At 47.0% G+C, this 13,179-nt stretch carries 9 protein-coding genes; 7 read left to right on the top strand and 2 right to left on the bottom strand.

Annotated features, from left to right (window positions below; genetic code table 11):
- Positions 1–737: 737 nt before the first annotated feature.
- The 4 genes from AC5EF3_RS03895 (at position 738) to AC5EF3_RS03910 (ending at position 6,606) form a co-directional block, all read left to right on the top strand.
- Positions 738–2,138, top strand: coding sequence for an MFS transporter (locus AC5EF3_RS03895; RefSeq protein WP_493547092.1), 1,401 nt, complete (start codon positions 738–740; stop codon positions 2,136–2,138).
- A gap of 2 nt (positions 2,139–2,140) precedes the next feature.
- A complete protein-coding gene (locus tag AC5EF3_RS03900; protein WP_493547093.1) occupies positions 2,141–3,811 on the top strand; it encodes a GMC family oxidoreductase in 1,671 nt (556 codons plus the stop codon).
- 13 nt (positions 3,812–3,824) lie between these two features.
- Positions 3,825–5,312, top strand: a complete 1,488-nt coding sequence (locus AC5EF3_RS03905; RefSeq protein ID WP_493547094.1) for an aldehyde dehydrogenase family protein — start codon at positions 3,825–3,827, stop codon at positions 5,310–5,312.
- A gap of 157 nt (positions 5,313–5,469) precedes the next feature.
- A complete protein-coding gene (locus tag AC5EF3_RS03910) occupies positions 5,470–6,606 on the top strand; it encodes an acyl-CoA dehydrogenase family protein (RefSeq protein ID WP_493547095.1) in 1,137 nt (378 codons plus the stop codon).
- A 54-nt stretch (positions 6,607–6,660) separates the two neighbouring features.
- Here the strand turns inward: AC5EF3_RS03910 and AC5EF3_RS03915 are convergent, their stop codons facing one another.
- The gene (locus AC5EF3_RS03915; RefSeq protein WP_493547096.1) at positions 6,661–7,848 is read right to left on the bottom strand and encodes a CaiB/BaiF CoA transferase family protein; all 1,188 of its coding nucleotides are present in this window, start codon (positions 7,846–7,848) and stop codon (positions 6,661–6,663) included.
- Positions 7,849–7,984: 136 nt separating this feature from the next.
- Positions 7,985–8,704 carry a FadR/GntR family transcriptional regulator gene (locus AC5EF3_RS03920; protein WP_493547097.1) on the bottom strand — a complete coding sequence of 240 codons (720 nt, stop codon included), beginning with the start codon at positions 8,702–8,704 and terminating at the stop codon, positions 7,985–7,987.
- Positions 8,705–9,180: 476 nt separating this feature from the next.
- Here AC5EF3_RS03920 and AC5EF3_RS03925 point away from each other — a divergent pair, with 476 nt between their 5' ends.
- The 3 genes from AC5EF3_RS03925 (at position 9,181) to AC5EF3_RS03935 (ending at position 13,167) form a co-directional block, all read left to right on the top strand.
- Positions 9,181–10,215: a Rieske 2Fe-2S domain-containing protein gene (locus tag AC5EF3_RS03925; RefSeq protein ID WP_493547098.1), complete on the top strand. Its 1,035-nt coding sequence runs from the start codon at positions 9,181–9,183 to the stop codon at positions 10,213–10,215.
- A gap of 192 nt (positions 10,216–10,407) precedes the next feature.
- Positions 10,408–11,613, top strand: coding sequence for a LysR family transcriptional regulator (locus tag AC5EF3_RS03930; RefSeq protein WP_493547099.1), 1,206 nt, complete (start codon positions 10,408–10,410; stop codon positions 11,611–11,613).
- A 240-nt stretch (positions 11,614–11,853) separates the two neighbouring features.
- Positions 11,854–13,167, top strand: a complete 1,314-nt coding sequence (locus AC5EF3_RS03935) for a Rieske 2Fe-2S domain-containing protein (protein WP_493547100.1) — start codon at positions 11,854–11,856, stop codon at positions 13,165–13,167.
- Positions 13,168–13,179: the final 12 nt, after the last annotated feature.

Genomic DNA, 13,179 nt, shown 5'->3' on the forward strand with positions numbered 1-13,179 from the left:
TAGCGTGGACATGCCACATTGTGGATGAAGGCGAATAGGAACTTGTCCCTATATTGTAGGTGCCCTCTTTAAAAATTGAAACGAATTAGCATCAGGGTCAGAGGATAACCTTGTATCTCTTTATCCGTAAACGCCCGTGTCGAATTCTTTGTTTTACTAATAGTTTGAATTTTATTTGCATGCATATCACAGTACAAAATACTTATTTATGAGGCTAATTGAAATGACCAACTCTATATAAGTTTTAGTGTATGCTTATTTTAAAATACTATCTGGCTGTGCAACCTTTTCAGATTCCCCTAGAACGCAGCCACCTCAATATATGCGTGCTTACCCAAAAAACAAATATACGATATTCCTAACACCATCAGGTTTATTGAATTTCAAAAGCACAACAATAAACGTCTAATGCTTACCGCTCAAACATCCCCCACCTCTCCCTAATAAATCTATACATTTTCATCATTACAAGCATCATTGAGCTCAACCCAAACCCTAAAAACCAAGCAGGACTTCATTTTCTGAAACCACAGCATCAAATATACAAATCAACTAAATTGAATATCCATCCTGCGATCTCGATGCCCAAAAATTCTTTCTTCCATCTAATGTACAATGACGCACCCCTCGTTAAGAGGCGAAGAGGCGAAGAGGCGCGTATAAGATACACGAACTGGCATGAATGCCAGACACAAAAAAGAAGACTTGCTGCACTATATTTGGAGGAAAACTAGTTTATGTCACAGGCCCCCCTTAGCCACACATCCCCCCCTGTCGGATCTACCTCGACAGAAGATGTAAACTTCTTAGACGACTTGCCCTTCACGTCATATCAGTTCTGGGTGGTGCTAATGGCCTCCGCTGCCGTCATTCTTGATGGTTTAGACAATCAAATGCTCGGCCTTGCTGCACCTGCACTTATTCAGCAATGGGGCATCGATAAAAGTGACTTGAGCAGCGTATTCGCCCTCGGTTTTTTGGGGATGGCCTTGGGGACAGTTTGTGGAGGCTGGCTCGGGGATAGACTGGGCCGTAAATGGGCCCTTTTAATGGGGACGCTTATCTTCGGACTTGCGACAATTTTGACGGGTGCCTCTCAGAGCATTTTCCAAATCGCCGCCTTAAAATTTGCAGCCGGCGTCGGACTAGGCGGCGTGCCAGGATCGGCCGCTGCCTTAATTTCAGAATTCACCCCGCGTCGATACAGAAGTGTTGCCGTCACATTTGGCGTTGTGTGCGTCTCCATCGGGGGAATAGTTGGAGGGGTAATGGCGGCATTTATTCTACCTGATTTTGGCTGGCGCGCCCTGTTCTACACAGCTGGTGGCATAACGATAGGAGTGTTAGTTATCCTATATTGGTTACTCCCTGAATCTCCGCGTTTCCTTGCACAACGGCCAAATGGCAGACAGCAGCTCACAAAAGTTCTGACCCGTATTGGTCATCCTGATCCTGAAAATGCTAAAATCAGGCATCCCTCTGAAAAAGTTGAATTCGCTCCCAGCATTACGCTCCTTCAAAAACCCTTGAGACGAGACACAATAGCTCTTTGCACGTTATTTTTTCTCGGCTTCTTTATGATTTACCTCATGTTCAATTGGGCTCCAACACTACTCTATAGTAATGATTTTGACCTTTCGACAGCCAGCACAGGTCTTACATTTTTCAATTTAGGCGGCCTTGTAGGTGCCATGTCAGCTGCAAGTCTCATGGCTTGGCTCGGGTCTCGTCGCGTATTGATTCCTCTTTCACTTTGTGCAGCTGTGGTATGTGGCCTACTTGCATTCCTACCAATTGAAGGCGGAACCAACGGAACAACACTTTTAGTTGGACTATTTGTATTAGGCGTCACTGCAAGCGCAACTCAATCAGCAACCTTCGCCGTCGCAGCTAATGCCTTTCCCACTCCGGTTCGAGCGCGCGGTATAGGCATGATATCAGCCATGGGGCGCGTAGGAGCAATTCTCAGCGCATTCTATGGTGCCATAATGATTGAAAACGGTTCAGCGGTTTTTTTCGGGGTATTAGCGGCCATGATGCTTGCTATTTCTGGGTGCCTTGCAATTGTACGCGGGCATGTTCACCCCACAAATAAAACTAAAAATTCGCTCGCTGCAGCGAGCAATGCGGGATCATAAGCATGAAGAAGACAGCACACCCATACACCACAACTGATACATTCGATTATGTCATCATTGGAACAGGTTCAGCAGGCAGTGTCATCGCCAATAAACTATCGGCGGATCCAAACTGCAGAGTCGCTATCATCGAAGCTGGTCCTTCAGATCTGGAATTTCCAACAAACCTTAAAACGCGCCTTCCCATGGGCAATATTCTATTGATTCCGCACGCAAAATATAATTGGCAACATACCTTAACCACTGGTGAAAGCACTGCGCATCGCAAAATAGGATTCCCACGCGGCAAACTTATGGGTGGTTGCACCTCCATCAATGGCGGCGTCTACATTCGTGGTCAAGCGACTGACTATGAAGAATGGCAAGCATTGGGCAATGAAGGTTGGTCATTTGACGATGTACTGCCATCTTTTCGTATGCTTGAAAATTATCAAAATGGGGAAAATGAACGCCACGGCGTAGGCGGCGAACTTGACGTTCAAAAACCACGCGAATTCAATCCACTATCTCAAGCCTTCGTGGATGCTGCCGAGCAGGCAGGTCATAGCAAAAACAATGATTTTGCAGGTGAAGTTCAGGATGGATTTGGCCAATACGATGTAAACCAACGTAATGGTGTACGGCTCAGCACTTCACGAGCTTTTCTCCACCCCATTTTAAAACGTCCAAATGTAAAGCTATTCACAAACACAATGGCCCGACGCATTATTATAAATCGCGGCCGCGCAACTGGTGTGGAAGTTGAAAAAGAAGGACGCCGCTTCGTTTTAAATGCACGTGCGGAAGTCGTATTAAGCGCGGGCGCAATCGGATCTCCCCAAATACTAATGCTGTCTGGTATAGGCCCTGCCGCACACCTAGAGCAGCTTGATATCCCTGTTCAACATAACTTACCCGGAGTTGGAGCAAACCTCCAAGACCATCCGACTGTACACTTATCAATGGAAAACCCGACAGGCGAATCTCACGCTATGTCTTTGAGTGCTCTGCCTCGCATGGTCATCAGCCCTTTCAAATATGTATTCAGTCACAATGGAATGCTAGCAACAAATGTTGCCGAAGCTGGAGGCTTCGTTGACACTACAGGCGGTACACGCCCCGACATACAAATGACATTCCTTGTGGGGTTGAAATCAAACGCACGTACCGTTCCATCGCGTCACGGGCATATGATTCTCATCCAGCTTTTACGTCCAAAAAGCGTTGGAAACATCACTTTGACAAGCGCAGACCCTTATCAACACCCTAAAATTGATCCAAACTTTTTTGGACATCCAGACGATATGGCGACACTAATGCGTGGTTTTAAAGAAGCGCGCCGAATTATGTCCCAACCAGCGCTTGCTGCCCTATCTGGCAATGAAATTGAACCAGGCGCACAACTGACAAGCGATGAACAAATAGAGCAAGCGCTCAGAGACATTGTGAACACCGCTTATCACCCATGCGGAACTTGTAAAATGGGTCCCGACAATGATCCAATGGCCGTTGTCGATAATCGATTGCGGGTTCGAGGTATCGCGGGACTCCGCCTTGCCGATGCCTCCATCATGCCCAAAGTAATCAGCGGAAATACGAGCGCCCCCACCATGATGATTGGGGCCCGCGCCGCAAGCTTTATCACTGAAGATCAAAAGACTTCCAATAGAACCGCTTTTGCGGAATCGGACTAGGAGGAAATATTAAATGCCCACTGACACTACAATTACCCCCCCATTGATGCTAAATCAACCAAACCAAGACATGTACATCAATGGGAAAAGAGTTCCCGCTCTTTCTGGAAAACGTTTCGAAACTCGCAATCCCGCTACCGGCGAATTGCTGGCAATGGTAGCACACGCTGAAGCACCAGATGTAGATATTGCTGTCGCTGCCGCCAGAACTGCATTTGAGGGGCCATGGAGCAGCATGAAACCGGCTGAACGCCAGCGTATCATGCTCCGTCTCGCTGACCTTGTAGAAACAAATTTTGATGAACTGGCACTTCTAGATACATTTGACCTTGGCGCACCGTATGCACGTGCAAAACTTGGCCGCACACGCGCCGCATCTTTGCTTCGGTTTTACGCCGGACAAGTTACTTCCATCACTGGCGACACGATTTCAAACTCGGCTGCAGGCGATGTAATCAGCCACACACTAAAAGTACCCGTCGGCGTTGTGGCTGCAATCAACCCTTGGAACGGCCCCGTAGGTATGGCCATCTGGAAAGCTGGCCCAGTACTAGCTTCTGGCTGCACGATGGTAATGAAGCCTGCCGAACAAACTCCATTATCCGCTTTGCGTTTCGCCGAGCTATGTACTGAGGCCGGCATACCTGACGGTGTTATAAATGTTCTCACAGGTATGGGTGATGCTGGTGCAGCCCTCTCTGCACACCCTGGTGTTGACAAAATCGCCTTCACAGGCTCTTCGGCCGTCGCTGAAAAAATTATCCATGCCGCAGCGCCAACAATGAAACGAACCACATTAGAATTGGGCGGAAAATCACCTAACATCGTTTTCCCAGATGCCGACATGGATAAAGCAATTCCTGCAGCAGCAACAGCGGTATTTGCCAATTCGGGTCAAATTTGCAGCGCCGGAACCCGGCTTTTCGTGCATTCCTCTATTCAAAAGGAATTCATGGAAAGGCTAGCTGCATACGTTGCGACATTACGTGTGGGGAATCCTTTAGCACCAGAAACGCAGCTTGGTCCTGTCGTTTCTAAAAAACAAATGGACAGCATCCTACGATATATTGATATCGCAAAGTCAGAAGGCGCTCAAACAATTGCTGGAGGCAGCAGAATGAAAGGAGCCCCGTATGATGAAGGGTTCTTCATAGAGCCAACAATCTTCACCAATGTTGAAGATGACATGACAATAGCAAAAGAGGAAATTTTTGGACCGGTTCTTTCCGCTTTCAGCTTTGACACAATTGAAGAAGTGATACAACGCGCCAACGCTACCCCCTTCGGACTAGCCAGCGGTGTTTGGACCCGCGACTTGAGCACCGCTCACAAAATGAGTCGTGAGATAAAAGCTGGGTCTGTCTGGATAAATTGCTATCAAATGCTCGACCCAGCAGTTCCTTTCGGCGGCTTCGGGCTCAGCGGTTATGGACGAGAATCCGGCGTAGAACATATCGACGCTTACCTGGAAACAAAATCTGTGTGGATCAACCTCGACTAACACTTTTCTAATTGTTGAACGCACACGATCGTATTTTCATTATTTTTAATGGACTGACCATTAGACAATTGATAATATGATGCTACGGATTTCTAAATTTAAATACAACTGCGACGCGCTGGGGAGACCCTCCGATCGCCAAAGCTAGGAGGCAAAAATGAATTTCGACTTGCCATCAGAAATTATAGAGTTTCAGGACGCAACACGCTCAATCGTCGATGACTTGATGCAACATGAACTCGAATTCCAAGAAACAGGAGTTGTCCCCCCAATTGTGCGACAAGTCTTACTGGAAAATGGCTATTTTGGTTTATCTCTCCCCGAAGAGTATGGCGGACTTGGTTTAGGGGCCTTGGCACAATGTGCGATGCAAATAGAGCTAGCACGCTTGCCTCCTCAATTTTGGACAGAGCTTCGTCCTCTTATGGGGCCTGGCGCGAAAAACATCATCAACCACGGAAGCGCCACCCAAAAAGAGCGCCTCATTCCCGGCATGGTCAGTGGCGAAATCCCAATCTGTTTCGCCCTCACCGAGCCGCAATGCGGGTCAGATCCAGCAGCCATGAGCACTACTGCCGTTCGTAATAGTGATGGCTGGGTAATCAACGGCTCTAAGACCTTCATTTCGAATGCGCAAAAAGCTAAATATGTCATCGTTTACGCCAAAACAGACAAATCTAAAGGTCGCGACGGAATAACAGCATTCATCGTAAGTACGGATAATCCCGGCTACAGTCTGGATGGCACCATCCCCCTCATGGGCACGGCAACTCCCGGTGTTTACGAAATGTCTTTCAACAATATGCAAGTTGCAGAAGAAGACATTTTAGGCGAAGAAAACAAAGCCTTCCATTACGCTCTAGAAGGATTGAATTCGGGACGAATCAACGTTGGCGCAACTGCTGTAGGAATGGGAGAGCTCGCCATAGAACTCGCCGTCGACCAAGCCAAAACCCGCAAAGCCTTCGGCACTTTCATCTCAGAATTCCAAGCAATCCAACACAAACTAGCAGACATGCAAATGGAAATGCGCGCCGCACGACTAATGCTGTTTGATGCAGCATGGCGCTATGATCAAGGCGATAAAAGACGTGAATTCGCTGCAATGGCAAAAACATTTTCGACGGAAGCCGGTTGTCGCACCGTAGATCAAGCACTTCAGATCTTCGGGGGTACAGGATATTGTAAAGGTTATGTTGTAGAGCGCCTCTACCGTGACATACGCATCACACGAATTTACGAAGGCTCTTCAGAAATTCTTCGCAACACAACTGCAAGACAAATGCTTCGCTAACGCCTTATAAGGGCAGTAGATGATGCATCATCTACTGCCCTTACCCGCCCCCCCCTAAAGGATACACCTATTTTCGCGTAATCGCTTCACACTCTCCACACTCAGGCCTAACTCATCTTGAAAAAAGCAATCATTCTCTTGCCCTAAATTTGGAACATAGTTTCTGGCTGCAGTCTGCGATTCCGACATAGTGAAAGGCGGATTAGGAACTTTAAAGGCACCTGCACCATCACTCACTTCTGCCAAACTCCCGCGCGCTGCCAATTGCGGATCATTAAGCACTTCAGCAATAGGTGCATAACGTGCGCACGGCACACCACGTTCGGACAACACCATTTCTGCTTCACGTGACTGCATATTAGCAGCCCAATCACCGATAACACTGTAAAGCTCATCCCAATTAGCATTGCGGCTTTCCTGCGTTGCAAAACGTGGATCTTCCATCCACTCTGGATGCTTAGCTGCCTCACACAAATCTTCAAAATTTCTAGGACTTGTTGGTGCCACGATAATAAAACCATCGCGCGTCTTTACAGGTTTATAGAGTGGACGACGTGTCGTGACAGGAAATTGCGCTTCTTGCACCTCGTAAACCAACATACCAATCATACTATCCAACATAGATACGTCGATACATTGCCCCTTCCCTGTTTTCTCTCTCTGATACAGAGCCGCCTGAACCGCACCGAATGCGTATACGCCAGAAAGAACATCTGCGATAAAGATCCCACAATTAGACGGCTTATCCACACCGTCCTGATAACCTAAAAATGCCTCATCAAATCCACTCGCTGCATGAATGATCGGCGCGTAAGCAGGACTCATAGCCTTAGGCCCCGTCTGCCCATATCCAGAAATTGAACAATAGATCAAACGCGGATTAAGTTGACACAATTCCTCAGCACCCAAACCAAAACGCTCCATCACGCCAGGTCGGAAATTCTCTATAAGAACATCAAACTGACCTATCGCGCTTTTGACCAGCTCCACAATTTCTTTTGATTTTAAGTTTACAGAAATGCTCTTCTTGCCAGCATTTAGATTTCCAAAATAACTGCTGTGATCGCCCCGCAATGGAGGCCTTGCTCTCACTTGATCCCCTGAAAGAGATTCCACCTTCAGAACATCCGCGCCCAGGTCCGCGAATAAACGTGCCCCAAAAGGACCCGCCATAACTGTCGTAAAGTCGAGCACACGCACTTCATCCAAAGCACCCGCACTCCCTTGTTTGTTCTGTAACATGAGATTGGATCTCCCTTCTATATGAAACATACCAATGAAAAATTATTTATTGGTATGACCATTTAAGTTATGAAAGATACTTTTACTCAGGTCAACTCAACTAACCCCCACGTTTAAACAAAAGCTCCATCTTTACCTAAATAAGCCCTGCTCGCTGTCTACTTTCTTGGATATGCTCATGCACTCGCGCCAAATGAGCTTTCATTTCTGCTGCAGCTCCCTCACAATCACGCTCGATCAAAAGGTCAACAATTCGGATACGTGATTCAATTAGAGCTTCCTGAAGCGTTTCATAACCTGACGTACGCACAAAATCATGCAATACGGACAGTAGTGCTTGGTTAAATATACCAAACATCCTATTTCGCGTCGTCCTCACAAGCAGGCTATAAAACTGCTGCGCAACTTCATATCGAGCTTCAACAGACATCCCTTCTCGAGCGGAAACAGCAATACTCCTTAACTCAGATAATTCTTCAGACGTCGCTCGCTGACACGCATGGCGAATAACGACATCTTGCATAAAAATGCGCGCCTCTGTCAGTTCATCAAGACTCACGCTTCCAAGGTGCACATAATCTTGAAGCGCCTGAACGACACGTTCCGACTCTGCAGCTCGAATAAATGACCCTCCCCTTGCTCCTTTTTTATTTCTAATAACACCCGCAACCTCTAATGCTTTCAACGCCTCACGAAGAGCCGCACGACTAACTTGAAATTGCTGGGCTAGCTCCCGCTCTGCTGGAAGTTTATCTCCAACTTTAAGTGTCCCTTTGCTAAGTTCGGTACGAATACGGTCGCAGATAACCTCAAATGCGCGCTGAGTTTTGATAGGAGAAAATTCAGTTTTAGTCATATCGCGTTTCCGAAGTATTGAATGGCAATGCGGCAAATCCGCAAACAGCATAACCCTTACTAGATGTCGCTCACAATTCAAATCTAGCCGATCGACAGAAGGTTTAGATCTGCCGGCCGAAATAAAAATATCAGCTCATCGACAAAAAAGGGTCAGCAAGCATAAACTCAACACATACAACACTAAGTAATTTACAATACCTTCATACCACTCAATGACAGACATTTATTCTAAATTATCTATTTTTATACAATACTCTAGCAACTAGAAAAGCATCTAGAATATACCTCATTTCATTCATAGCTCACCATTTTTTGAATACTTTATACGCAAACTAATTGGCCAAACCCCTCTCAAAAGAGCGATACTCAAACTAATTTGATATTCGTCGCGAGTTTAGCAATGCAAACTATCGTCTTAAATTAAAGCAAATTATGAGGCGGACGAACACTTATATAATGCAGGAGGAACACCCTATGCTTATACTTGAAAATTGGTATGTAGCGATTTTTTCCAAGGATCTCGGACCAGGGCAACGGATAGGTAGGAAGTTACTAAACCAGCCTATCGTTATTTACCGCGCAGATTCAGGAAAAGTATACGCCCTAGAAGACAGATGCAGCCACAGAGCCATGCCCCTCAGCGCAGGTATTGTTGAAGGCGAGATTATTCGTTGTGCATATCATGGCGTCGAATTTGGTGACGGAGGTGAATGCAAAAAAATTCCTAATCAAAGCCGAATTCCGAGCAAAGCCAATATTCGATCTTATCCAATCGTAGAGCGCGATGAATTGGTTTGGATATGGATGGGAAATCCCGCCAACGCCAACCCTGACCTCATCATTAGCAATCCAGAACATGTAGACCCATCATGGACTTGGCGACATTACGATTTTCACGTGAAAACGAATTGGCAGTTGTTGGTCGACAATATTATGGACCTCACCCACGTTCCATACATTCATGCCAACACAATTGGCGGTAATCCTGAACAACATTTTGAAGCCCAAATGGAGATCAAAGCCGACAGCAAAAAGGTTGGTATGCACCGCCGTATGCCAAATTCAGTACCACCCAAAACATACATCGAGGCTGGCGGCTTCAAAGGAAGAGTCGATCGCTGGCAAGATGTAGAATTTGAACCCGGCAGAGGAATGGTTCTACGCGTAAATGCCGGCGGGTGCGATGTCGGCACTGGTGCATACGAAGGCAAAAGAGAACATTGCTTTACTCTGGTCAATGTTCACTGTGTTACACCCGAGACAGAAAACACTACTCATTATATGTGGTCAATCTGCACCAACGCCCCACCAGAAACCGGTGCGCCTGAAATACTCTTCGATCAGTTTTTCGACACAATCAAAGAGGACGAAGATACACTTGAAGCACAGCAACTTCGCATAAATGACGACCCAGACCGTCCGTTCATTGGTATGGCTGGGGATGGCGCAGTCAATCACGCCCGCAACCTTCTTGAAAAAATGCGCGTACTTGAAGAAGCCTCAACCTAAGACAGGCAATTCCACTTACTCAGCGACTTGCAAAATCTCTGATTTGCAAGTCGCTTCTATTCAATGTAACATCAGCATCAGTTAAATTGAATAAGTGGAACATATAAATCCTATATCTCTCGTTTCTGGTCACATCCTATTAAATTCGGCAGATAATGATTTACTTCCCTACAACGGTGCAAAGGCTATAACGTGACGTTAAGTCCATTTGATCTAAATCTTCGCCACCTTCGCGCCGTCCTCGCAGTCAATGACTGCGGCAGCATCAGCCGGGCATCATCAGCCGTCAATCTATCTCAACCTGCCATAACACAGGGGTTGGCACGTTTGGAAAGCCAACTCCAACACGAACTATTCGAACGACGCGCAGACGGCATGGTCGCGACTGAAATTGGAGAAATGTTCACTCAACGCATTCGCACAGCCATCGAACATTTATCTATTGGTGGGAAGCAGGTCAAAAACGCCCCCCAACTAGACCGCCTAATCACCATGACGCAAATGCGTGCATTTTTATCACTTACAGACGCACGAAGTTTTATTTCAGCAGCCAAGCAAGCAGGCCTTTCACAAACAGCAGTTCACAAGGCTGTCTGTGATCTAGAACACATTATTGGCACACGACTAGCAGAACGTCGCAGCGGAGGCACCAGACTGAACGCTGTTGGCAAACGATTATCCAGAGCCATTCGCCTAAGCATCTCAGAAATCGCTGCTGCAATAGACGATTTGGATATTGAAAACCACAATCCACTCATCGCTGTCGGCGGCATGCCCCTGTCCCGCACCTATTTGCTTCCTAAAGGAATTTCCCGAATGGCGATGGAAGAGCCGCGCTCTCGCTTCGAGGTAGTCGAAGGCAATTGGCGGGAATTAGTAGAGCCGCTAAGAGATGGCGTCATTGATATGGTAATAGGCGCATTGCGACCTTTCGAAATCAAAGATCTGCATCAAGAACCCTTATACGAAAATCATCTTGTTGTTGCATCTGGCGCGAGACACCCACTCGCTGCATTGGAAGAGACCCCCTCTTTAGATGTCTTAGCCAGTTACCCTTGGCTCGTTAGCAGAGTAGATTCCCCTTTGCGCGACCAATGGGAAACAATGTTCAAAGATTATCCCCTCACACAAAAACCGATAGAGTGCGCATCGGTCATGATCGTTAGCCGCATTCTCGCTGACAACAATTTTTTGACATTGCTTTCACCAGATCAAGTAGAAATTCAAATCCGCAGTGGATTGCTCGCCTGTGTTGGGCAGCCCCTACTGGAAAGTCGCCGTATCATAGGCATAACAACACGCCGCTCTTGGAGGCCTACCGTTATACAAAGTCGATTTATCGAATTGCTAAGGGAAGCATCTGAAGAGCGAAAACACACTGAACTTTCATGGGTCTAATATAAACGCGCGCCCAGACCGCCCCCCCCAAAATCAAACAACAAAATATAAGCATCAACTAATTTGAATACCACACTCGGCATTCTAATTAGTGCCCTATACGTTTCTTTTGTAGGTTGAACCACCAAATAAAATTGAGTGGCAGCCTATTCATCATTCAGGCTCACCGCTCATCAAGCCCATCGTTGTGCGACCATTAAACCGGATAACGCATCGACCGACGTACAAAGGAGCATTCCATTGCAAGCTGTTAAAGATAGAGATGACCTCACCCGCGTAGGGCCAGACACCGTTATGGGAAAATTCATGCGTCAATACTGGATGCCTGCAATTTTGTCTTCTGAATTGATAGCAGACGGCGACCCTGTCCGGTTGATGTTAATGTGCGAAAAACTGATAGCATTCCGCGATTCCAATGGCCGCGTGGGCATCATGGACCATCGCTGCCCTCACAGATGCGCCTCCCTATTTGTGGGCCGCAACGAAGAAAGCGGTATACGCTGCGTCTACCACGGTTGGAAATTTGACGTCGATGGTAATTGTGTAGACATGCCAAGCGTACCCGAGCACCAGACATTCAAAGAAAAAGTACACGCAAAAGCTTATAAGACATACGAACGCAATGGACTTGTTTGGGTATATATGGGCCCCAACCAAGATGCCCCACCGCCCTTACCTGCAATCGAAGCAACCATGATTGAAAACCCTGAAACATGGTGCCTTCAACGCGACTGCAATTGGCTTCAGGCTCTGGAAGGCGACATTGACACATCACATGTTGGCTTCCTTCACGTTGGCTCACTTACAGAAGATGACTTAGAGCCAGACCACCCGATGCGGCCGACAGTTCTCAATCGATCACCAGAATACAAAGTCAGTAATTCTGACTGGGGAACAATGTATGGTGCCTACAGGAAAAATGATGATGGCAACATGTCTTGGCGCGTCGCTCACTTCATGTTCCCATTCTGGACCCAAACACCAAATAACCGCTTCGCGACTCGCGCTATAGCCCGTGCATGGGTTCCAATTGATGATGAACACTCAATGCTGTTCGACATCACCGGAGGTGTTGACGAAGGAAACCCCGCTTATACTTCCACACTCAAGGATGGCACCCCCCTCTTCGAGCCGATCAAATATGCACCCAACACCACGGATTGGTATGGACGCTGGCGCTCTGCAGACAGTATGGAAAACGATTGGGCCATTGATCGCGAGTCACAACGCAACGGAACCCAATATACGGGTATTCCAAATATCACGATGCAAGATCAAGCCGTAACCGAAAGCATGGGGCCAATCACCGATCATACTTTTGAAAATCTAGCACCTACAGACCAGATGATCGCCCGAACACGTCGTCGCCTACTGCTTTCAGCACGCGCCTTCTCAGAAAACGGTGTGCTTCCCCCAGGCATTGAAGATGCAAGCATCTTCTACAAAGCTCGCGCCGGTTCATTCATTCACGACTCAGATGCAGATTTCAATCAAGCTTACCAAGCACAACTTAGCACAGCAGTTCGGTGGGGTGGCGTGGAATCTGTGAAATGATGAGCAACAAAG

Source organism: Hirschia sp. (assembly GCF_058892565.1).

What these genes read in the sequence shown, in the direction of transcription:
- AC5EF3_RS03895 (WP_493547092.1), top strand. Translation starts at nt 738, where the DNA reads ATGTCACAGGCCCCCCTTAGCCACACATCCCCCCCTGTCGGATCTACC.
- AC5EF3_RS03900 (WP_493547093.1), top strand. Translation starts at nt 2,141, where the DNA reads ATGAAGAAGACAGCACACCCATACACCACAACTGATACATTCGATTAT.
- AC5EF3_RS03905 (WP_493547094.1), top strand. Translation starts at nt 3,825, where the DNA reads ATGCCCACTGACACTACAATTACCCCCCCATTGATGCTAAATCAACCA.
- AC5EF3_RS03910 (WP_493547095.1), top strand. Translation starts at nt 5,470, where the DNA reads ATGAATTTCGACTTGCCATCAGAAATTATAGAGTTTCAGGACGCAACA.
- AC5EF3_RS03915 (WP_493547096.1), bottom strand. Translation starts at nt 7,848, where the DNA reads ATGTTACAGAACAAACAAGGGAGTGCGGGTGCTTTGGATGAAGTGCGT.
- AC5EF3_RS03920 (WP_493547097.1), bottom strand. Translation starts at nt 8,704, where the DNA reads ATGACTAAAACTGAATTTTCTCCTATCAAAACTCAGCGCGCATTTGAG.
- AC5EF3_RS03925 (WP_493547098.1), top strand. Translation starts at nt 9,181, where the DNA reads ATGCTTATACTTGAAAATTGGTATGTAGCGATTTTTTCCAAGGATCTC.